The following is a 24,944-nucleotide window of genomic DNA, read 5'->3' as shown; positions in this document are numbered from 1 at the left end:
AACAATTATGTCGCAAAAAACAGATCAACAGTTTGAGCATGTAATTAATGTCTGCAAAGATATCTTTATCAAAAAGATGAAGGATTACGGCACAGCATGGCGCATTCTCCGCCCTTCTTCCATGACCGATCAGATTTTCATCAAGGCTCAACGCATCAGGAGCATTGAAACCAAAGGAGTTACCATGGTGGATGAAGGGGTACGTTCTGAGTTTATCGGTATTATTAATTATGCCGCAATGGCTATCATCCAACTAGAAAACGGTCCCAGTGACCAACCCGAGATGGACGACAATAAAGCCTTACAGCTATATTTGGATAATATTTACCGAGCCAAAAATCTCATGTCGGACAAAAATCATGATTATGATGAGGCATGGCGACATATGCGTATCAGCTCATTCACGGATTTGATATTAATGAAACTTCACCGTACCAAGCAGATTGAAGATAACCAAGGAAAAACAATTATCTCGGAAGGTATTGATGCAAATTATTTGGATATCATCAACTACGCCATATTTGCAATGATTCAACTTGACTTTCCAGAATCACAACCGCCAAAAGAATAAATTATGACTAGATCTTTATTTGTTGTTAGTAGAATTTTAGTAGGTATCACCTTTATATTCTCTGGATTTGTAAAAGCAGTTGACCCAACCGGAAGTGCTATCAAATTTGGAGACTACTTAAGCGCATTTGGAACAGAAAGTTTAATGGGACTGGTAATGCCTGCCGCATTTGTAGTTGCAGCACTTGAATTTTTAACAGGATTGCACCTTCTATTGGGAATTAGAATCAAGACATCTTCGATATTGGCATTGATTTTTATGACAATTTTTACACCACTAACCCTTTTTATTGCCATTAAAAATCCGGTGACCGATTGTGGTTGTTTTGGTGACGCCCTCAAGTTGAGTAATTGGGAGACATTCTTCAAAAATATCATACTGCTTCTTCCTACTCTATTTATATTTGTCAAGCGTAAACAATTCAATGAAGCTATTAAAAATTTAAATAAACTTATTATTACCCTATTTTTTACCGGAGCCATACTGGGTATCACCTACTATAGTCTGCAACATCTACCCATCATTGATTTCAGACCTTATAAAATTGGGAATAATATAAACGAAGGAATGCAAATTCCCGAAGGTGCCGAGCAGCCAGAGTACGAAACTACATTTATTTTGGAAAAAGATGGAAAACAAAAATCTTTTACAGCTGAAAATTATCCTTATACAGATACTACTTGGGTATTCGTTAGCAATGACACAAAAATAATTAAGGAAGGCTATGAGCCACCCATACATGATTTTGTGTTGAACGATTTGGAAGGTGTTGATCAAGCACAAAATATACTAAACAGTGAAGCTCCTGTTTTACTGGTTATTTCTTCACAAATCAATAAAGGCCATTGGCAAAACGGAATATTAGAAAATATAATTGAATTAAAACAAAAATTATATGAACAGGGGATTCATACTCATTTTTTAACGGCTTCCAGTGATGACCAAATTACCAAATTTGAATTTGATGGAGACGCTGGTTTTGACTATTTAAATGCGGATGAAACCATGTTAAAAACAGTGATTCGTTCTAACCCGGGGTTGGTACTGCTCCAAAAAGGTAATGTAATGGGAAAATGGCATTATAACGATCTCCCCGACCCTGCCTCTTTTAAGAATCCTATTTCATACAGCTTAGGACAGTTGATTCAGCAGCAAAACCTATTGCTACTGTTATGCTATGCTTTGGGTGGCTTGATATTTTTAATCCTATTCATGCAAAAAAAATAAATAATACATATAATTTCAATAACAAACATTTTTACGATGAGACAAAACATTGTTGCAGGTAACTGGAAAATGAACAAAACCCTTCAAGAGGGTGTAAAATTAGCAACTGAATTAAACGACATTTTAGCTTCAAAGAAAGCCAATTGTGGTGTTGTGGTAGGTGTACCTGCTACTCATATCACAGAGGTGGTTAAAGCAGTGGATACCGAAAAAATTGGTGTTGCTGCTCAAAACTGTGCAGACCACGAATCAGGTGCATACACAGGAGAGATTTCTGCTTCTATGGTAAAATCTACAGGTGCTGCTTATGTAATTCTTGGTCACTCAGAAAGAAGAGAGTATTATGGAGAAACCAATGAAACATTAAAAGTAAAAACAGATTTGGCCTTGGCCAACGGTTTGGCTCCTATTTTCTGTATTGGCGAAGTATTGGAAGAAAGAGAAGCAAACAAACAAAACGAAGTGGTAAAAAGCCAAATCGAAGAAGCTTTATTTCATCTTTCAGCTGAAGATTTTGCAAAAATAGTATTGGCATACGAACCTGTTTGGGCCATCGGAACTGGTAAGGTTGCTTCTCCTGAACAAGCGCAAGAAATTCACGCATATATTCGTTCTGTTGTAGCTGACAAATTCGGTGCTGAAGTAGCTGACAATACAACCATCCTTTATGGAGGAAGCTGTAAACCAAGTAACGCAAAAGAATTATTTGCCAAGCCTGATGTTGACGGCGGTTTGATCGGTGGTGCTTCACTGAAAGCTGAAGACTTTGCTGGCATTATTGATGCTTTTTAAGTCAATATATAGCATATAAAGAAAAAGGTTATTTCCAATACTGGAGGTAACCTTTTTCTTTATTCTACAGGCTTCTATTGCAGCTTTTTCTTACAAATAATTTTAATGGTCCTCATGATAACGGGTCAGTGCCAAAAGTTGGGTATAAATGTTGTTTATAGTTGTCATGCAAATATTGAAAATTATTGAATATGGTTATGGATAAATTGTCACCCTCTATATTTTACTTGAATTTGTTTTCAAGATTAGAAATTATCGACACGTCCTTTTTATTCGGGAAGGCTTGTTTTAAAAGGCTCTCATGATCAGGCTTCGCTAGTTTGTCATTGCCATAAAAATAGACACAACAATCACCAAACTCCAAACCAGTAACACCTATCTATGCTTTTAGACACCAAAGCCATGATTCCTTTAATCCGGGCGCTTGCATGCTTCCGTATAATTTTACACGCCCATAACAATGGTTCAATACCTTGCTACAAATCCTTTAATAGCACATTACTTTGAGCTTTCAATCGGAGTGCTTTAAATTCCTGCACCACCGCTTTAACCTTAGAAAGGCTTTCTGTTTCTTCGAAATGAAGGTTATCAGTACCATAAGTTTCCAGCATATCCAATACCGTAGATACCTTTAACTTATGAATATCCAATGCAGGTTGATAAGCAGTAACCGTTCCCGAGTCATTATTTACCTCTACCAACACTTCACATTTTACCAAAGTAAATAAAATTTCATTGATCAAACGGATAGGTATTTTTAACTCCTTCGACAATTCCAATGGAATCATAGGTTTTTCACCATTTTCAAAACGTTTAATAATATTGTAAGTGAGCAACAAAGCAATGACTCTCTTGTACTCCACACTCACGTTTTTTGTATCCGCCTCAAACTCAAAGCTACTTACATTTTGAACGGCAAAGGACACCTCTGCCCCAAACATCACAATTAACCAGCTTGCTTGCATCCAAAACAAGAATAAAGGTAAAGCAGCAAAACTACCATAAATCGCGTTGTACCTCGATACTCCAACCATGAAGTTGATAAAATAAAATTGCAGTATTTGGAACAATACCCCCGCAACAACTCCCCCCACCAGTGCAGAAAGAAAATTAACTTTTGTATTGGGCATAATCAAAATAAGCATGGTAAACACAATACAAATCAGTAAATAAGGTAAGATAGAAGACACCAACTTCCCCACATAACTTAAGGCGGCGTAATCATTAAATTTGGCTGAAACAAACACAACCATACTACTGCTGGACACCAAAAATAACAAGGCCACAATCATCAGCGAGATGTAATCGGTAAACTTACGTGCAAAATTACGAGATCGCTTCACTTCCCATATATCATTAAAACTTTGTTCAATATTACCCAACATTTGCATCACAGACCAAAACAATATCACCAAACCCACGCCAATAATTAAACCACTTTTGGTGCTCTTAATATACATTTCAGCCAGCTCTAAGATGTATTGTAAAACTTCTTGTTGGCCAGCCATTCTTTTGGCCAATTCATTTTCTAAAGTTTTATCAAATCCAAAACCAAGGGCAATACCATATAGCATAGCTACCATTGGTACCACCGACATCAAAGAATAAAATGTTAAAGCAGAAGCCTTTTGCTGGCACTTATCATAGATAAAACCTTTTACGGCCAAGTACAGGATTCTTAGAATATTTACGATGATTAAATGAGGTCGAGACAACTCTACCTTCTGAATCCTCCACATATCTTCCGTGAGGTATTTTATCATCTTCGAGAAGTACTCCTTCATATTATATCATGTAGCGTTAATAGGCCTTAAGCCGGAAATAAATGAATTTAAAGAAGAAAAAAATAGCAAGTCGATAAGCCGGGTTCTGTCGCTCCCAAAAGAGCGGTCTATCATTTGTCTACGATCATGATCACTCATGACCTTCAGCAACCTACCCCTCACGACTGCCGAAACACCAGAACGGGCCGCTCCGTATCTTACGAAATCGTGATATATTTGGTCTTGCAATCCTTGAGTTGCACGGCTATCTGTGTTACCACGGATACCGGTGAGCTCTTACCTCACCTTCTCACCCTTATCAAGCAAAGCCTGACGGTTATTTTCTGCTGCATTACTATACCCTCACGGATATCTTCCTGTTAGGAAGCAAGGTGCCCTTTATTGCCCGGACTTTCCTCCTCAATTACACGAAACATCCAAAGAACGATTCGGTCATTGCGGCGATAGACTGACTTGCTATTACTGCAAAAATAGTAAAAATATAACAGCTATGGTTTATTGAGGGCTTTATTTAGTGAGAAGACTTTGGCATATCTATTCTATTTGAAAGGGTAAATACGCATCCAACTCTGTCACAAAGGCTTTAGGATACCCTTTATCTTTGATAGCCTTTAACGCTTTTTCTGCATCCTCATAAGAGTAATCCCCAACAGTATAACGATAAATACGATCTTTCAAGTAAAACTCCTTAACATGATCAATACCTTTAAAATGGCTTAAATAAACAGGAAACCTAAAGGCACTCAACTGTATGGTATATCTTTTATTCGGATCCGGTACAAAGCCACGACGTTTAGCGCTAGTCCTTAAATTATATAAAGCCGTATTAACTACAAAAGCTTGTACATACCCCAGATCTTTATAGTATAACACTTCTTTCTTAGCCTCCTCATAATTTGGATAACTACCTACTGTATATCGTACAAAACCATCTACACATTTAAATTCTCGGGCCTGCTCAATATTTTTAAAAAAACCAGGTTCACCTGCAGGCAAACGTAAGGCAATAATTTGCACCGCAAAATCATCCTTTCCAGGAATAGATGAAACACTTACGATTTTTTTTGATGTCCGTAACGCCCCTAATTTATCTTTTTTTGATTGTGCATGTACCCCAGAAAGGCCAATAATCAATAAAAAGGATAAAATATATTTAGTCATGATCTCTTTCTTTATAAATTATTTTTTAACCTTCCAAACTACCACTTCAATTCTTTTATTCTTCTGTTGTTCTTCTTCGCTACAAAGAATACCTCTTTTGCACCTATTAACTATATACCGTTCTCCATAGCCTCTTGGAATGGTAGAGTCTTCATCCACACCTTTCGCTTGTAGCAAACCTTCAACCTTTTCACCCATTTTTTGGGTTTTCATAAGGTTATCCAATTTACTACCCCGTGCATCAGAATGTGTATTTAATTTCACAACTATTTGAGGATTGCTTTGTAAGTAAGTGGCCAATCTATCTAAGGTTTTCTTACTTTCTTCCAATAATTCGTTACCATTGTAATACAAAATCATTCCACTGATATCATCCAGCACATTATCATTAAAAACAGGCGTCATAGATATACCTTTATCGTTAATATCTTTGATTTCCATAATATTAACAATCATTCGTTTTGAATTATACTCCCCTTCCTTTGAAAATACTAATTCAAACTCCTGTCCTTCTTTTTTAAATTCATCAGGAATAAGGATATTGAAATTACCATTGGCATCCGAAACAGCGCTTGCAACCTTCTTACCTGTAACGTCATCAAGGATCTCCACCTTAACTCCAGCAGCCATCTCATTATTAAAAGTAGATTTAATTTTGGTAGCCAAAGCTGATGGAAATATCGAAAGATCCACAGGCGCTTCCTTGACTTCTGGTTCCGGTTCTATTTGAGGTTCCGGTTTAATTTCTGGTTCCGGTTTCACTTCGGGTAATGCTGTTATATCAATAACATCACCCACCTGAGGTTCTGTCACCTCTTCCTTAACAATAGGAGCTTCATGTTTCGGTGTTTCTTTTCCAAGTATTTCAACATAGAATATATCATCATTGGCGCCCCTTCTGTTACTCGATAAAAAACCGCGATTAGGATTATTGGGGTTGATTGTATAGGAAAAGTCATCTTTAGAAGAGTTAAAAGGCTGTAACAGGTTTTGAGGATTCGTCCATTTACCATCCTTATATTCGGCCTTATAAATGTCTAGACCTCCATACCCCATGTGTCCATCCGAAGAAAAATAAAACTCATTATCTTTACTGAAAGAAGGAAACTGCTCATCCCCAAAAGTATTAATGGCCGGGCCAATATTTCTCATTGCTCCATATTTACCACCACGAAGACGTTCCACTCTATAAATATCTTTACCTCCCTCGCCACCTTTTTTATTAGACACAAAATACAAAAACTTATCATCGGGAGAAACTGCAGGCATGGCACAATCATACTCATCACTATTAAACGGAAGTTCAACAGACTTACCCCAATCATCACCATCATGTTTAACTTCAAATATTTTTAGTCTGGTATCATTCTTAACCCTCACCGATAAAGTAAAATACATAATACTATAGTCCGAAGTAAAAGAGATAGCTCCAATATGGTATTGAAACTGCAATTTTTCGGATAACAAATGACCGTTCTGTATTTCATCATTTACCAAATCACTATAATACAGATCCAAAAAAACCTTACCTGTTTTATCTACTTTACTACTACCATTATCCTGAGGTGCAGATGAGTACACAACACCATCCTTATAATAGACAGTACCAAAAGACTGTCCTCCCGTATACACAGCAGAAGGGATAACCCGCACATTTTGATTCACCTGGTTATGTTCCAGAGCCCATTTACAAGATTCAATTAAATCATTAATCTCTTCCACATTGACACCCACAGCCTCCGACTTTGCTCTTTCATAAACAGCCAAAGCCATTTCGTAACCACCTACCGTTTTATGTAATGTTTTCGCATAGGTTAACAAGTCCTGTCCCTTCAGTTCATCTTCCACCTCATTAAAACTTACAAAGGCATTATCAATGTCATTCAACTGAAAATAACAGTTGGCTATTTTTGTAGTTACGGCCTTACTGATATTTTCTCCTTCCTCTTTCGCTTTATTATAAGACATTAACGCAAGATAATACTCTCCTTTTTTGTATAGTTTATCTCCTTTTGAAATATTTTTTCCTTGCGCATCTAATGTCTGCATACCAACCAACAGCACAAGTGAAAAAATTATATAACGGGCAACATTCTTCATGATAAAAGATATTAGTTGAGTGATCCGGACCTGAGTCTTTCTTTCTGTCCCTGTAAAGGAACGGGTTAACAGTAATAAATCATTATAATTTTTAAACGAACAAATAAAATCATCCGCAAATTTAAAGCATCTTTAGTCTATAATCAACTAAAAATACCTAATTGATCGCATTCCGGCTCTCCGGTTAAAGGTAAAGTCGAATTGTAGACTTATCTCATGAGATCCATATTTCGCATATGTATTCAAATTATTAAGCGCATAATCGAAGGAATAGCGCACCGTAAACTGACGATTAATAATATATTCAGACAAGAAAACCATTTCTGATACAGAACGGTACGATACCCCTAACCACAAAGTTTCCGCCAAAAGAACATTTGCCGAAACATCAAATTGCAAAGGAGCACCGTACACCTCACGAAACAACAGGGTAGGTTTAATTTTCACGTCGCTCCAATCAATAACATAGCCACCATACAAGTACATGTGCATATTCTTAAAATCTAGCGTATTTTTATATACATCACCTGCTTCATCAAAATTATTAGAAAACATTCGGGGCACAGAAAAACCCGCAAAATAATCTTCACCGTATAAATAGGTACCAAAGCCTACGTTAAGACCAATTTTAGATTCCTTCCCACTAAAAAGCGGATCACCATATTGCTCTGTAATCGCTTTATTCCCGTCATAGACATATGAACTTACCCCTAATTGCAGACCAAATGAAATAAATTTACGTCTATCCATCATTAACTTATAGGAAGCAGATGCAAAAGCATCAAAGTTATTTGTAAAACCGATAGCATCATTGGTTATACTTAATCCCACCCCCAAATTCGTATCTTCGATGGGACCATGTACATTTAATGATTGGTTCATAGGAGCACCTTCAACACCAACCCACTGGCTACGATGAATCAGCAAACCACTGATGACATCACGTGTACCATTATAAGCCGGGTTCAACAAGCCCTGATTGGCTATATAATGATTATATTGAACCATGTCTTGCCCGTGGACAAAACATGTCGTTATAACAAGCACCACGCTTATAATTATTCTTTTCAATTGCATATATATCATGGTCAGTTTAATTATTCAATAGTTCGCTTCAATAATATCCACATGCGTAACAATTACCTCCTAAGTTCTATATATCCACTATATTCCTTCGTTTGTGGATCATCTTCGTCAGGCATATTCACTTTCACAGTATATACATAGAAATATGTACCATTGGGCAAATCGCTTCCTATGGAAACCATATTAGATGTAGTAGACTTCCCATCCCACCATTCTCCATCTTCACCATATATATCACTTTTTGAGCGATATACCAAAGTACCCCATCTATTGAAAACTTCAAGAGATGATTTTGTTGCACTAAAGACTCCAACTTCCTCGATACCTGAAATCCTGAAATAATCGTTAATTCCATCTCCATTTGGAGAAAAAGCATTGGGTATTAAGAATGATTTATCTTCATTGATATCTTTATTTCCTACAAAAATATACACCCAAGCAGAATCTACTCTAGGTCTACTTTCCGGGAAGTTTATATTTTCAATAGTATATTGAACAGAATCCATCCCAAAGAAATCTGGTTTCTTAGTATATATTAAAATACCCGTGTTATTATCAATGGATGCTGTACCAGTATTAAGGCTTATTTCATTGGATCCATTTGATGTGAAACTAAACCTTAAGTTACCAGAGATTGTGCCTATTACGTTTCCATCAGTATCAGTAATATCGGTAGCTAATGTATCTATTATAGGATTCCACTTATCATTAACACTATAATCTAACCCAGGAACCAATACTACTCCGGTATTCGTTCCATTGAGATTCAAATAGTCATCTACTGCCTCAAGTGGACTTTGTTCTAATATTACTGTACCATTCATTTTAACACTACATCCTTCTGCACTTGTCGCTACAACACTATAGCTACCTTCATCTGATCTGGTTCCGAAATTAAGCATATTACCAGTTCCTGCAATATCCACAGCATCTGGCGTAATTACCGTCTCGTCTAGGAGCAGACTATAAACATCGGTATTTACTGAACTTGAAAGAATTAGTTCATCAGTATCAACAAGTCCATAACATAAGGTCGTACAATCCAATCCGTCTTCTAGCTCTAAATCAAACACTTCAGGATTCTCATTTATAGTGATTGTAAACATATCTGTACTCAGTGCCTCGCATCCTGTATCGCCATTGCGAGCAATGATATAATACTCGCCCTCTGTAATTTTATTAACAAAATCAATATCGCTTCCGTCCCCTTTTATATATAGACCAAGAGAGCTATCATCAGAACGCATAATAAAATATTCGACATCACTTTCTGTATTTTTAATACCTACGGTTACACCGTCTTCTCCCTCGCAAAAAGAATCTCCTGACAAGACATAGCTTGGATCATCCGGTGCATCTTTAAACTCAATCATAACAGAACCCATCGGATTATCACAACCACCACTTTCTGACATGGCGATGACTTCATATATTTCAATACCTGTTTGATTCACTTTCCAATAAATGGAACCTCTATCAGCATCCGTTATGGTATCAAGAATAGCACCTTCTGAATCTGATTCTAACCTATAACTAACACCAGGATCAAACCCATCCAATGAGATGGTAACTTCAGTATTTTCGCAAACAGTATAAACATCCGCCAAAACATTATAATTAGAAGGCTCTAACTCTTCTTCAAGCACAATAACCTCATTATTATTGGTTTGTGCCACACAAGCATCACCCTCTCTTAACTTCCAGATCGTATAACTTCCTGCTTTCAATAAATCAGGGAAAGGTAGAACTTGTGGAACAGAGGTATCGGTATTGGTACCATGCACTTGACTCACCACATTATTACTTTCATCTCTCACCTGATAAATAACATCCAGTTCATTATTCTCCAATTGTAGTTCGATACCACCACTACCTGAACAATATTTGTTAGTAGCCAATGGAACGATGGTTTGTTCAAGCGGTTCACTCTCTTCAACAACGGTAATGCTACCATTCATATTAGAGGTACATCCCTTGTCACTGATGGCTATAAAACTATAGGTGCCTTCAGTGTTTACAACATACTTCAAAGAATCACTATCGGATCTACCAGGAATAATGGTTTCAACACTAAGCACACCACCTCCATTGTCAAATTGTAATCGATACGTAAAATCCTCTTCTGATCCTACAAGCCCTAATAAAGCACCACCTCCACTAAGATCACAAGTTATACCCGAACCGAACATAGAATAAGCGAGTGGTAATGGATTTACATTCAACTGAACACGATTAGCCATTTCCATATCACAAAGACCATTGACAGCCATCACATAATATTCTCCTTCGTCAATTACCTCAGTAAAGCTAATCGTAGAACCAGTACCTGCGATAGTTTCCAATGCAGTTGCATCACCCGCTTTCCATAATTCATAATTAACACCTAGTTCTGTATCTTCTAATCCAAAAGCAACTCCCGGGTCACCATTACATATTTCACCTGAACCTGTTACTTTTTGTTTGGCAATGGCGCCAGGCACATTTACCGCAACTTCTGAAGAAGCGTATATGCTACAACCATTCTTAATAGCCTGAATTGAGTAAATTGCACCGGTATCCACTATTCTATCGAAACCTACATCCGTTCCGTCTGTTGAAACCACGGAAGATATATCGATTGCAGGATAATAATCGGTTCCTACTTTTTTTACTAATATATATTCCACTCCAACTTCAGGTCCTTCCACATATAAGGAGTCTCCATGATCACATCCTGTACCGGCGTCTGCTAATTTAAGCGCTACATCCACTGGCAAGGGATTTTCAGTGATAACAAATGGACCATTCTTCATCACGCTACTACAACCCGTAATCCCATCGGTTCTTCTGGCCATAATGTTATATTCACCAGAAGCAGTAATAGTAAATTCTAATTTACTGTTATTCCCTTTTTGTGCAACACCTGTATTACCCAAATTGTCTTCCCACCAATATTCTACATCGGCTTCAGAGTCTAAAATATAAATACTAGTAGATTCTCCTGCGCAATAGGTATCATTATCATTATAGGCATCAAAAACACTAGGCAAAGCATCAATAACTACTTCAATTGGATTATCCATAGAAATTGAACAACCTACTTGTGGAACTCTTGCCTCCACCGTATATGTTCCTTCGGTACTCAAGGGTCCACTAAATGTTAATGGCAAGGCTGGCGTCGAAGCACCTGTTAAGGTTTCCACTTCAAGTCCATCATGTAATAAAGTATACGCTATTCCGTCTTCTTGACCATCCACACTAATATATACGCCTGATTCTCCGGCACAATAATGACCACTTGTTGGATCCAACGCATTGTCAGTAATAATAGAAAAGCTTTGTGGCAGGTCTACAATAGATACATTAGCCTGACCATCCATAGGAAACTGACAACCGGAAGAAGAAGCTACTCTTACTGTATATGTACCTTCGGCAGTTACTGTACCAAAAGAAATGGCGGCCCCATCTGCTCCTGGAACCGAAATACCAGTATCAACCCCATCTAAAAATAATATATAACTAACAGAATTATCTAAAGATCCATCCAGTTGTAATTCCACACCTGAACCTCCCATACAGTAACGGCCATCAGTGGGGTCACTTGAATCAGCTGGATCCACTACTTCCAAATTAAAAGTCACATCTGAGCCATCGCTTTTAATTTCAAAAGCTCCATTCATCAATCGCGTACATCCTGAAACATTATCTTCTGCCTCAATGGTATATAAGCCAACTACATTGTTCCCTTTAAAAGAAATGGCAGCACCTGTTCCAATCATTTGGTCCTCTTCTATGCCGTTCACCAATAATCTATATATAAAATCTAATTGCGAACCTGACAGATCAATATCGTGTCCTGCACCACCGTTACATCCTGTAGCAGGACTAGCACTAGGTGATGATAATGAAAAAGCAGTAGGCAAAGGATGACTTGTGATGGTCACTCTATTGTTCATCGCCTCTCTTTCGGCAGGAACAGATGCATAATAAGCCTCTACCCTATACTCATCTGTACCAAGTACATCATCCCATTGAACAGCTACCGGGCTGATAGAGCTATACGTAATAGCAGAACCCTCCAGGCCATCATCTGATGTTCTAACTAACTCATAGGTAATACCATCTTGCGGATCATCAACATAAACACTAGAACCACCATCCCCAGCACAATAGTCGATACGATCATCAATTACCTTAACATCTTTCTTCTCAATACCATCTAAGACAGTCACTGTTGTATTTAGAGAGGTATAACAATCAAAACTATTATAAGCATCTATGCTTACTACATCACCATCAACCAGAAGATCAGTCTGATAGACATTGTTAGTACTTCTTGCTTGCACTACGGTACCATTTACAAAAAATGTATACTCGTCACCACCTGACGCTGTAAATGTAAGCATCGTTCCACTAATCACTGTGCTAGATGGACTTACATTCAAAATAGGTACCGGTAAAGGATGAACAGTAGTAATAATTTCGGAAGTGAGACTTCCACAAGAACTAGAGCTATAACTTACAAGTGCCGAAACTTTTTCGCCATCATTCAAAGATGTTGTAACATATTGATTATTAGCATCTGGCCCCTGTACCGAAACTCCATCTACAAACCATTCAAATACATCTCCACCACTGGCAGTAAAAATCACTTCATCTCCAGCACAAATAGTATTGTCAGCATCAGAACTGCTAATAGAAACTGTTGGTATCGGATTAACAGTCAACTTAATACCCGCATGAGAAGCAGTACAACCTGTCGCATTGGTAACAGTAACGGTTACATTATCATTATCATTATCAAGTATGGTAGATAATATATAAACATCATTCACATCAGGCCCTTGAACAGATACACCATCCACAAAAAACTCATACGAAACACCTCCTGTAGCCGTGAAAGTCACCTCTTCACCTGCACAGATACTTGTTTTATCAGCAATCAGACCAGCAACAGGAATACTAATATTAATATCCACTGGAGCACTGAGCACACTACAGTTATTTCCATCGAAAACTTCAGCTTCCACTGAAAAATCAGAGCTTGCAGAATGCGTAAATGTATTGGTACCTTGAACACCCTGAGCCACACCATCAATATAAAATTGATATTGGAAAGGTCCGGTACCTCCAGCTGTAGCAGTAAAAGTGACTACCTCATTTTGACAAACAGTCGTTTTATCGGCAACTAAGTCAGACGTAGGTAATGGATTCACTTGTATCTTAGTAGCAGTAGAAGTACCAAAACAAGATCCTGCATAAGCAACAACTGTAATTTCATCCCCATCATTTAAAGTATTAATTGACAACAGATTAGATGTCCCATCTTGCAAAGTATCTGTTCCATTACGCATAAAAACATATCTACTAAATGTACCTGGTGTGGCTAAAAAGTCAACAGTTTCTCCTGAACATATTGTAGAGCCGCCTGAGCTTGTAATACTCAAAGTCGGTATAGGATTACTAATTACTGTCATCTCGATGGCACCAGAGGTGTGAGTACAGCCATTAATCACATCATTTACAACCACATAAACCTTATCACCATCCTGTAAACTAGAGGTAGTAAATACATTGGTGGAATTATTTTGTTCTGAAGAGTCACTAGCTCCTCTAACCAAATGAAAATCGTACGTATATGATCCTGAACCATCTGAACCAGAAGCATTAAAACTCACTGTATCACGAGCACAAATAGTGGTCAAGCCAGGTGATGGAGCACTTACACTAATAGCAGATGAAAGATCATTCACAATTACATCTGTGGAAGCAGAACCAACACACCCATTACCATCCGTTACTTCAACTGTAAAAGTTCCAGCATCGGATAAAGTAACCGAATTAATAACAGGATCTTTAGAAACATTACTAAAACTGTTAGGTCCAGACCAGTTATAAGATACTGTACCACTGACACTAGCAGACAAAGTCACATCCTCTCCTACACAAACGGGTCCATCATTACTTGCTGTTACAACAGGCAAAGCACTAATGGAAACAGCTAGGGTAGTTTCGTCACTACTACATCCGGCATCATCTTCCACCGTAACACCATAAGATCCTGCATCACTAACCGCAGCAGGGTCAATTGTTAAAGTAGATGAATTTTCTCCGACTATAACACTTCCATCCTTAGTCCATATATAATTTACATAATTATTAGTCCCTCCTGACGCTGTAGCAGTCAATACTAATGTTGTATTCAAACAAACCGGACTATTATAAGCTAAACTAACCGTAGGTCGTTCATTGACTGCAACCGTAGTAAAAGCTGTTGCATCACTGGAACAACCATTATCGTCAGTTACTGTTACAAAATAATCACCTGCCTGAAGCGAAGTAGCACCAGTGATGATGGCATTCTGACTACCAGCGGTGTAACTATTAGGACCCGTCCAACTGTAAGAAGAATAAGATCCTGAACCGCCACTTGCAGCAGAAGTTAATGAAATATTAGATCCCTCACAAACAGGGGTATTACTTGAGGCTATGATGGTTGGATTAGCATTTACATCTACATCCGTCGTAACACTTGCCTCACAACTATTACCGTCAGTGACTGTTAAAGTATAAGTACCAGCATCAGCCAGGGTAATATTATTGATAACCGGATTTTGATCGGCACTACTGAAACTGTTTGGGCCTGTCCAAGCATAAGAGATTCCATTGGGACCTCCCGAAAGCTGAATTGTTCCTCCTTCACAGACAGGTCCATCATTACCGGCTGTTGGCACAGGTAAGGAATGAATAGTAACTGCAACGCTCTGCTCATCACTACTACAACCTGCATCATCTTCCACTATAACCCCGTAAGAACCCGCATCACTAATTGCTGCTGGGTCAATAGTTAAAACAGAGGCGTTTTCTCCTACGATGGGGCTTCCATCTTTGGTCCATATGTAATTTACATAATTACCAGTCCCTCCTGAGGCTGTAGCCGTGAGTTCCAATGTTGTATTCAAACAAACCGGACTATTATAAGCTAAACTAACCGTAGGTCTTTCATTAACAGACACCGTAGTAAAAACAGTTGCATCACTAGAACATCCATTATCGTCAGTTACTGTAACAAAATAATCACCTGCCTGAAGCGAGGTAGCACCAGTGATGATGGCATTCTGACTACTAGCGGTATAACTATTGGGACCCGTCCAACTATACGAAGAATAAGATCCTGAACCACCACTTGCTGCAGAAGTTAATGAAATATTAGATCCCTCACAAACAGGGCTATTACTTGAGACTGTGATGGTTGGATTAGCATTTACAACTACATCAGTTGTGACACTCGCCTCACAACTATTACCGTCAGTCACCGTTAAAGTATAAGTACCAGCATCGGCCAGGGTAATATTATTTACAATCGGATTTTGATCCGTACTACTGAAACTATTAGGGCCTGACCAAGCATAAGAAATACCATTAGGCCCTCCTGTAAGATTGATCGTCCCTCCTTCACAAACAGGACCATCATTACCGGCTGTTGGCACAGGTAAAGAATGAATCGTCACTATAACAGTCTGTTCGTCACTAATACAACCAGCAGCATCCTCCACTTTAACTCCGTAAGTAGCGGCATCAGAAGCCGTTGTACTACTGATGGTGAGCGTTGCTCCTGTTTCGCCGACTATCTCAACATTATTTTTTGTCCATATATAACTTGCATAAGATCCACTGCCACCAGAAGCACTCGCTGTCAAAACAAGATTTGTACCGTTACAAACCGGTGCATTGTAGCTTACCGAAACAGTAGGTCGTTCATTTACTATGACAGAAGTAAAGGTAGTTGCATCACTAGAACATCCATTATCATCAGTTACTGTAACAAAATAATCACCTGCCTGAAGCGAGGTAGCACCTGTGATGATGGCATTCTGACTACTAGCGGTGTAACTATTGGGACCCGTCCAACTATAGGAAGAATAAGATCCTGAACCACCACTTGCAGCAGAAGTTAATGAAATATTAGATCCCTCACAAACAGGACTATTACTTGAGGCTGTGATGGTTGGGTTGGTATTTACAACTACATCTGTTGTGACACTCGCCTCACAACTATTACCGTCAGTCACTGTTAAAGTATAAGTACCAGCATCGGCCAGGGTAATATTATTTACAACCGGATTTTGAACTGTACTGCTAAAACTGTTGGGACCTGTCCAGGCATAAGAAATACCATTAGGCCCTCCTGTAAGATTGATCGTCTCTCCTTCACAAACAGGACCATCATTACCCGCTGTTGGCACAGGTAAAGAATGAATCGTCACTGTAACAGTCTGTTCGTCACTAATACAACCAGCAGCATCCTCCACTTTAACTCCGTAAGTAGCGGCATCGGAAGCCGTTGTACTACTGATCGTGAGCGTTGCTCCAGTTTCTCCGACTATCTCAACACTATTTTTTGTCCATATATAACTCGCATAAGATCCACTGCCACCAGAAGCACTCGCTGTCAAAACAAGATTTGTACCGTTACAAACCGGCGCATTGTAGCTTACCAAAACTGTAGGTCGTTCATTGACTACAACCGTAGTAAAATCTGTAGCATCACTGGAACATCCGTTATCGTCAGTTACTGTAACAAAATAATCACCTGCCTGAAGCGAGGTGGCACCAGTAATGATGGCATTCTGACTACTGGCGGTATAACTATTGGGTCCCGACCAATTGTAAGAAGAATAAGATCCAGAGCCACCACTTGCAGCAGAAGTTAATGAAATATTAGATCCCTCACAAACAGGACTATTACTTGAAGCTGTGATAGTTGGGTTGGCATTTACAACTACATCTGTTGTGACACTCGCTTCACAACTATTACCGTCAGTCACCGTTAAAGTATAAGTACCAGCATCGGCCAGGGTAATATTATTTACAACCGGATTTTGAACTGTACTGCTAAAACTGTTGGGACCTGTCCAGGCATAAGAAATACCATTGGGACCTCCTGTAAGCTGAATAGTTCCTCCTTCACAAACTGGACCATCATTGCCAGCTGTTGGCACAGGTAAGGAATGAATCGTCACTGTAACAGTCTGTTCGTCACTAATACAACCAGCAGCATCCTCCACTTTAACTCCATAAGTGCCCGCATCGGAAGCTGTTGTACTACTGATCGTGAGCGTTGCTCCAGTTTCTCCGACTATCTCAACACTATTTTTTGTCCATATATAACTCGTATAAGTTCCACTGCCACCTGAAGGACTAGCTGTCAAAACAAGATTTGTACCGTTACAAACCGGTGCATTGTAGCTTACCAAAACTGTAGGTCGTTCATTGACTACAACCGTAGTAAAATCTGTAGCATCACTGGAACATCCGTTATCGTCAGTTACTGTAACAAAATAATCACCTGCCTGAAGCGAAGTAGCACCAGTGATGATGGCGTTCTGACTACTGGCAGTATAGCTATTAGGACCCGTCCAACTATAGGAAGAATAAGATCCTGAACCACCACTGGCAGCAGAAGTTAATGAAATATTAGAACCCTCACAAACCGGACTATTACCTGAAGCTGTGATAGTTGGATTTGTGTTGACCGTAATAGTTTCTGTATTTTTAGAACTACACCCTGTATTTCTATTAGTTGCCGTTACAGTATACGTTGTAGTAGAAATTGGAGTAACGGTCCAGGTCGAACCGCTATGCGTGTTTCCCGCTCCATCATCCCATATATAATCCACATCAGGATCCATATCCGTAGTAGCACTAAGAGTAGATGAATTCCCTAAACAAATTTCAGGATCAGAACTTGAAGAAGTGATAACAGGGTTATCATTAACAGTAACAAGTATATCCCCGTTCATTTTCTTATAACACGAATTATTTAAAGAGTTTACTGCTGCTACATAATAACTTGTACTAACACTTGGACTTACAGTAAACTCTATTTCACTAGCACTTCCATTTATTAAAAAGCCGATATCATTATCATCCGAATCCTTTAATTGATAGTCTATTCCTGACTCAGAATCCTCTAACTTTAAAACGACAGATTCCCCTGGACAAATAGAAGAATCGACAGTGGTTAAATCAAACAATGTAGGTGTTTGATAAACAAAAGTATAATCAGATCCAACCACAAGCGGAGTATATCCAGAATCATAGATATAATAATCAAAATATATTCTTTTTCCGAAATACTTAGATTCCACTCTATCAGTATGAAATTGCAGGACAGTAGAGCTACCACTACCAACAACATCCCCCCAATCGGGATGATATTCAGCGCCTCCAACCACTGTACGTATTTGCCAAGTAACTATAGCAGCATTTGCTGGCAAATTGTCTGGCGTAATATCAACCTGCCCGGTTTCCGAACAGTAGCTATCAGCAATACTCGGATTCGAACCTCCAGCTCCTTTTAAGGAAGGAAATCCCTTTTCAAAAGCATCTTGATAAAAATCACCTTGAGCTTTAGAGTAAGCTTGCAATTCTTCGGTTGTTTGTCCAAAAGAAACCGACGAAACACCTAGTAAATTTAATACTAAATAAATGAATAGTGTAAGGTTTATTTTTCTCATCCTATAATGATTAATGACTCCTGGGTTCAATAATAAAATTCAATACAAATCAGGAATTAACAGAACAACAAAACGCCACCATTGTCCCCCAAAGGTAACGTATACGGCAAAATCTTTCATCTTTCACCCTAAATGTTCAATAAATATATCAAATTCCAATAAATATCTACTTTCAATAGACATTTTGTTATTTATAAAAAAACTTGCCGTTCATTTAGAACAAATCAAGTCTCTGTTTTCTATATTAATGCAACATAAAAACAACCATTTACAAAACAAAGGTAGTTTTATCATTTTCTACGAACAAACTGCTTATTAGTTTCAATACCTGGGTATTCTATATTTTTTTTTGTCAACTACGCATATTCGATATGCTATCACCAAAAATCAATGTTTAAAACCAACCATAAACAATCACCCAGTTATAATGCTTACATTCTATTTATCAGTACCTACAAACACTACACTATAATTCAGCCAATAAATACTGAAAGAAACACAGGCCAAAAATCAACAAGCAAAGCCCTATCCTATCACCTGCTTAATAAGCTTTCCCACCTTCGGATTTTCTTCCATTGCAATTCGAGCAACTTTAATGTAACTACTTATCCAATGCTGCATTACTACCGTATCCTTTTTTACTTTATGATTGAGCATTCGCACTACTCCAGTAATTTTAACGCATTCCGATGAAAGTGCATTCAGTTGTTTCAAACGGACTTTAACATCCTCAATTTCTTTACAACTCACACCGAACCCTTCCAATGTTTTTATATATTTTCGATTTACCAATAAATTATCAACAAATACACTTACCTGCGTCATCCATTTTTCATAAGTCCTTGCTCGGGCACCGGTCAATAATAGCGCCCCTTGCGCCTCCACATCATCAGAAAAAGCAATTCTTGATAACTTTAAAAATTTCATATATTTTTTATGCACCTCATTTTGAACTCTCTTCTTCTCTGCAAACATTCGTTTTTTCACGAGACTCTGCTTGGCCACCTCACTATTCAAACGTTCCAGTCCTTCCGCTAATCTCTTGCCTTCTGCCAGTTTTCTGCTGTCATATCCATATCCCCCTACTACTTTACGAATATCATCCACATTTACACTCATCGATGTAATATCCTTCAGCTTATACAAATATTCCTGCTTAGTATGTTTAGTATAATGCATATAATAAATTAATTGTATTTGACTAATTAAATTCAAAGGTCAGGAAATTTTAAATCATTGAGCAAAATAAAATTAAAAAATTCATTTTAACAAATAAATTCAATATTAAATTTTAATGTAAGAATCTAATATTTGAATGTTGAATCATTTTTATATTTAGAAACCTTCAATTAAATCTTAGAAATCGTATTTAAAAAATATAGAAGTATTAATTAAATATAAGAGATATTCATTTAACAAATAGACAAAATATATGGATATGAGATACTATAATTTAAAATCAATAATCACCACTTAGAATATACTTGTAAAATATGAGTAGATATAAAAGAAATGATTCTTAAAAGGAGATTCAATTAAATAAATCAAAAGGATTATATTTGTTGCCATTTAGCAATAGCATATTAAAACAACTTTAAAATGTATCTTTTTTACGAGCCCGATTTTTCAAGCAATGGCAATTGTCTATCCCAAGATGAATCAAAACACTGCATTCGTGTATTACGCCACCAAGTAGGAGATTTAATTTCGGTGATGGACGGTAAAGGATCTTTATATTCTGCTAAAATTATAGACGCAAATCCCAAGAAATGCCTACTTAGCATAGAAAAAACAAAACACGAAGAGCGAAGACCTTATGCTATACACATGGCCGTAGCGCCCACAAAAAACATAGATCGTTTTGAGTGGTTTTTAGAAAAGGCAACAGAAATGGGTATTGAAGAGATTACACCACTTTTATGCGATCGTTCCGAAAGGAAGGTAATAAAACCAGAAAGATTAGAAAAAGTTATAATAGCAGCCTCCAAACAATCACGGAAGGCATACACACCTAAGTTGAATACACTTACTGGATTCAGTGAATTTATAAAAAAAATACCGGCCAGCAACAGCTATATAGCACATTGTGAGGAGCTGCCCAAAGAGCTGTTAAAAATAGCATACAAAGCTCATACAGATGCTATTATATTAATAGGGCCAGAAGGGGACTTTTCTACTCGAGAAATTAACATGGCCATGGAGCATCAAATAAGAACCATTAGTCTGGGAAAAGAACGATTAAGAACCGAAACAGCTGCCACCATCGGGTGTGCTACGATAAACATAATCAATCAATAAAATCAAATATAATCGGCCAAAGTTTGACGTGCCAAGAAATCTCGAAACTCACACGCCAATGCTGCGGCCAAATCTCCCATGATACATTTATCAAACGGACATCGTTCTTTATTTCCAGGACAACCTTGAACTTCAACCGGACCTTCAATGACCTCATACAACTCCAAAAGAGTAATATCCTTAGGGTCTTTTTTCATAACAAACCCACCACTTGGTCCCCTATTAGAGGCAACAAAATGTTCCTTTGCCAATCGTTGAAATACTTTGGCCACATGATGCCTAGAACTGTCAATCACTTCAGCAATCTGATTGACATTTAACTTATGGTCAGTTTTAGCAACTAGAACCATACCATGCAAGGCAATAGAAGCAGCTTCGGATAGTGTTATAATTTTGGACATTTGAGACTATATTAATGAATGCTAAAATACCAATTGGTTGTTTACTGCTGCAAATTAAACGATTTGGATTGGTAAATAAAAGTCTTCCACAGTAAATTGAACATAAAAAAACCCGCACTTATAAAGTGCAGGTCTATTATATCACAAAAACGAGTTGCTTATTTGCTTTCTTCAATCAATGTTTTAGTAGGCAAATCACAAACTTCGGTTGGTCCAAAATATTGAATAGGACCAGGATAAACATATTTTGTATTAATTGCCCAATCTTCACGATTATCGGCTAAAGCCTTAAATGGTGCACCATCTAAAAGAACCAATGCCTTTTGAATCACAGGTTTCATTGCTCCATGTCGGCGCTCCATGTTCATCATCATAGTTACAGGTACTCCCCCAGCAATCCACTCATCAGCAGAAGCCGTTAAATTACGAACCGAAGCCATATAACCCGTTTTACCTTCAGCGATCAGAACAGAAGCGGTATATCCCAATGAATAGCAATAATCGGCATCAAAATTAGAAGGTGAAGCACAACGTCCTTCATAACCGAAGAAATGACCTTGTGCAGAGAACTTACCTGCATAAAGACCTGCCTTCTTCATTTTTTTCAGTTTTGCCTTCACCATATCGATCAATAATTTTTCTGTTTCAATCATAGAAACCTGCACATTTCCATGTGGATCACGGTCTAACATTAACTGGTTAGCGAAAGTATTCGGAAGACTTTTGAAAACCTCAGCCATTTCAGGGCTTAATTTTGTTACTACAAACTCTCTCTTCTCTTTGTTTGATTCAAAAGCATTCACTTCCTCTTCATGATGTGCCAACAAGTCGTTCAATTCTGAAATCAATTTTTTCATGGCAGGAATAAATTCCACCAATCCTTCTGGAATCAAAACGGTTCCGAAATTTTCACCATTAGCAGCACGTTTAGCAACAATATTAGCAATATATTCCACCACTTGGTCAAGCGTCATATTGTTCGCTTCAACCTCTTCAGAAATGATGGTAACATTAGGCTGTGTTTGCAGTGCACATTCCAAGGCAATATGAGAAGCAGAACGTCCCATCAATTTAATAAAGTGCCAATATTTTTTTGCTGAATTAGCATCACGTTGAATATTACCGATCAACTCACTATATACTTTACAAGCCGTATCAAAACCAAATGATGTTTCAATCATTTCGTTTTTAAGGTCACCATCAATTGTTTTTGGACAACCAATAACTTGAACCCCTGCATTTTTTTGCTTATAATATTCTGCTAAAACGCAAGCATTGGTATTTGAATCATCACCACCAATAATAACCAAAGCATTAATTCCTAGCGCCTTACAATTCTCAAGTCCTTTATCAAATTGTGCCTCTTCTTCCAATTTAGTACGACCAGAACCAATGATATCGAAACCACCAGTATTACGATAATGATCAACAATATCATCGGTCAATTCCATATATTTATTATCAACCAATCCACCAGGACCGCCCAGGAAACCATAAACTTTATTGGCCGGGTTGAGTTTTTTCAAGCCATCATAAATACCTGAAATTACATTATGCCCTCCAGGAGCCTGTCCCCCAGATAAAATTAAACCAACGTTCATTACTTCGTTGTTTGCAGAAGAATCTCCTGCTTCGAAGCTTAATACCGGCATTCCATATGTATTAGGAAAAAGCTTTTGGATATCAGACTGATCAGCGACTGACTCAGTATTTTTTCCTTCTACAATTTTTACAGATCCTTTAAGTGCCTTTGGCAACTTTGGAGAGTAACTCTCGCGTGCGATTTGAAGTGGACTTTTAATCATCTTATTCAAATTAAAATATAGTTTTTAGAAAATAATCTTACATAATAACTTTTCAATCAATTAAGTATAAACTCATTGCAACCCAACCGATTTAAACGTGTGCAAAATTGTTCATATTTTTTCAGATTAAAAAAAAATACCACTTATTATTTACGATTTAACACTTATTTAGACTCTTACACTACCAAACGAACAACACCTTTCTTATTACCTAATAATCAGACACAAAAGACTTAATCTCATAATCTTATCCAACCATTCATATAAGCCATATGAGAAATCATGTTGTATAACTATATTAATCCTCCCATCTTTCGATATTCGGCAGGAGTAGTACCTATCAGACGCTTAAAAATTCTCGTATAATACTGTTGACTATTAAATCCGGCCTCTTCACTGATCTGTTTTTGTGTTTTTGATGTAGTGATCAGTAATTCTTGCGCTCGTTCAATACGTTTGCTGTTGATATAATCATTGGGAAGCATTCCTGTAATTCTTTTAAACTGCCGAGAAAAATGATCTTTAGAACAACAAGCAATCTCGGCCAACTCTTCCAACTTAATCTCACGATATAAATGAGTAGCAATATGCTGAAACACATTGGTCAACTTATATTGCGTTTTTAGGTTCACTTTTTCGTTTAACTTACCCTCAATAAAGCGAGAAAATAATTGTTTTAATATGCCAATTGTTTCCAGTTGAACACTATTAGAAGAAGTGCTCATATTATTGGTAGTCCAGTTTCGTTGTTCATAAACATTGGGGTCTGAATATTTCAAGGCCATATCAGGATTAATTTCTAATAATCGTTCAAAGAGCAAGTAATCAATATCAAGAGCCTTTACCTCACTTTTTATAGAAATACGATCAAATATTTTTATTCCATCAGACAATTGATGAGAAAAATGCAAATAATACTGCGAAATCGAATCAACACAGTGATAGCCACAAAGAGTATAGCTTGGCACCAAATACAAATAACCAGGTTTCAACTGGTGCATTTTATTTTTAGGTGTGATTACACCCTCTCCATCCTCAATCAGATAGATACGGGAGAATGGACTAACTATGTTTGAATAATTCCACTCGGTACCCACCGTAATTTTAGAAGCATTAAAAATATGAACCCTTATATCATCAATTAATCGAGGCGCTAACATATACAATTGCATTTTTTGATCCGACATCAAATATAAACCTTATTATCGGATTAGTACAAA

The 24,944-nt window shown here is 37.6% G+C and carries 13 protein-coding genes and 1 other RNA gene; 4 read left to right on the top strand and 10 right to left on the bottom strand.

Annotated elements, in window-relative coordinates; all coding sequences use genetic code 11:
* The first annotated feature begins 7 nt into the window (after window positions 1-7).
* Genes CYTFE_RS0104915 through tpiA form a run of 3 tightly spaced genes read left to right on the top strand, consistent with a single transcriptional unit; the run spans window position 8 to window position 2,590 of the window.
* Window positions 8-571: a DUF1599 domain-containing protein gene (locus CYTFE_RS0104915; protein ID WP_027470909.1), complete on the top strand. Its 564-nt coding sequence runs from the start codon at window positions 8-10 to the stop codon at window positions 569-571.
* A 3-nt stretch (window positions 572-574) separates the two neighbouring features.
* On the top strand, window positions 575-1,798 hold the full coding sequence (locus CYTFE_RS30660) for a BT_3928 family protein (RefSeq protein ID WP_027470908.1): 1,224 nt from the start codon (window positions 575-577) through the stop codon (window positions 1,796-1,798).
* Window positions 1,799-1,834: 36 nt separating this feature from the next.
* Window positions 1,835-2,590 (top strand): triose-phosphate isomerase, encoded by a 756-nt coding sequence (tpiA, locus tag CYTFE_RS30655; RefSeq protein WP_027470907.1) that lies wholly within the window; start codon window positions 1,835-1,837, stop codon window positions 2,588-2,590.
* 476 nt (window positions 2,591-3,066) lie between these two features.
* On the opposite strand, the gene CYTFE_RS0104900 is transcribed toward tpiA, so the two are convergent.
* The 7 genes from CYTFE_RS0104900 to CYTFE_RS0104870 all read right to left on the bottom strand — a co-directional run bounded on the left by CYTFE_RS0104900 (window position 3,067) and on the right by CYTFE_RS0104870 (window position 20,399).
* Window positions 3,067-4,374, bottom strand: a complete 1,308-nt coding sequence (locus tag CYTFE_RS0104900; protein WP_027470906.1) for a YihY/virulence factor BrkB family protein — start codon at window positions 4,372-4,374, stop codon at window positions 3,067-3,069.
* Window positions 4,375-4,432: 58 nt separating this feature from the next.
* An RNA gene (gene rnpB, locus CYTFE_RS29205) (RNase P RNA component class A) lies at window positions 4,433-4,834 on the bottom strand.
* Window positions 4,835-4,908: 74 nt separating this feature from the next.
* On the bottom strand, window positions 4,909-5,535 hold the full coding sequence (locus tag CYTFE_RS0104895) for an SPOR domain-containing protein (protein ID WP_052342998.1): 627 nt from the start codon (window positions 5,533-5,535) through the stop codon (window positions 4,909-4,911).
* Window positions 5,536-5,553: 18 nt separating this feature from the next.
* Window positions 5,554-7,635 (bottom strand): OmpA family protein, encoded by a 2,082-nt coding sequence (locus tag CYTFE_RS0104890; RefSeq protein WP_027470904.1) that lies wholly within the window; start codon window positions 7,633-7,635, stop codon window positions 5,554-5,556.
* Window positions 7,636-7,782: 147 nt separating this feature from the next.
* Entirely contained in the window at window positions 7,783-8,712 is a 930-nt protein-coding gene (locus CYTFE_RS0104885) for a PorP/SprF family type IX secretion system membrane protein (protein WP_044213839.1), read from the bottom strand.
* A 62-nt stretch (window positions 8,713-8,774) separates the two neighbouring features.
* Complete coding sequence (locus tag CYTFE_RS25025; protein ID WP_044262580.1) at window positions 8,775-19,220, bottom strand: gliding motility-associated C-terminal domain-containing protein; 10,446 nt, start codon at window positions 19,218-19,220, stop codon at window positions 8,775-8,777.
* A 525-nt stretch (window positions 19,221-19,745) separates the two neighbouring features.
* Window positions 19,746-20,399 carry a hypothetical protein gene (locus CYTFE_RS0104870; protein WP_027470902.1) on the bottom strand — a complete coding sequence of 218 codons (654 nt, stop codon included), beginning with the start codon at window positions 20,397-20,399 and terminating at the stop codon, window positions 19,746-19,748.
* 420 nt (window positions 20,400-20,819) lie between these two features.
* Here CYTFE_RS0104870 and CYTFE_RS0104865 point away from each other — a divergent pair, with 420 nt between their 5' ends.
* Complete coding sequence (locus CYTFE_RS0104865; protein ID WP_027470901.1) at window positions 20,820-21,518, top strand: 16S rRNA (uracil(1498)-N(3))-methyltransferase; 699 nt, start codon at window positions 20,820-20,822, stop codon at window positions 21,516-21,518.
* Between the two features lie 2 nt (window positions 21,519-21,520).
* On the opposite strand, the gene CYTFE_RS0104860 is transcribed toward CYTFE_RS0104865, so the two are convergent.
* The 3 genes from CYTFE_RS0104860 to CYTFE_RS25020 form a co-directional block, all read right to left on the bottom strand.
* Window positions 21,521-21,919: an RrF2 family transcriptional regulator gene (locus CYTFE_RS0104860; RefSeq protein ID WP_027470900.1), complete on the bottom strand. Its 399-nt coding sequence runs from the start codon at window positions 21,917-21,919 to the stop codon at window positions 21,521-21,523.
* Between the two features lie 158 nt (window positions 21,920-22,077).
* On the bottom strand, window positions 22,078-23,724 hold the full coding sequence (locus CYTFE_RS0104855) for a diphosphate--fructose-6-phosphate 1-phosphotransferase (protein ID WP_027470899.1): 1,647 nt from the start codon (window positions 23,722-23,724) through the stop codon (window positions 22,078-22,080).
* Between the two features lie 293 nt (window positions 23,725-24,017).
* Window positions 24,018-24,911 carry a helix-turn-helix transcriptional regulator gene (locus CYTFE_RS25020; RefSeq protein ID WP_052342997.1) on the bottom strand — a complete coding sequence of 298 codons (894 nt, stop codon included), beginning with the start codon at window positions 24,909-24,911 and terminating at the stop codon, window positions 24,018-24,020.
* Window positions 24,912-24,944: the final 33 nt, after the last annotated feature.

It is taken from the genome of Saccharicrinis fermentans DSM 9555 = JCM 21142 (assembly GCF_000517085.1).
In the GTDB taxonomy this organism is placed as follows: domain Bacteria; phylum Bacteroidota; class Bacteroidia; order Bacteroidales; family Marinilabiliaceae; genus Saccharicrinis; species Saccharicrinis fermentans.
Note: the sequence above shows the minus strand (reverse complement) of the source record. Positions and strands in the feature narration are given on the sequence as shown.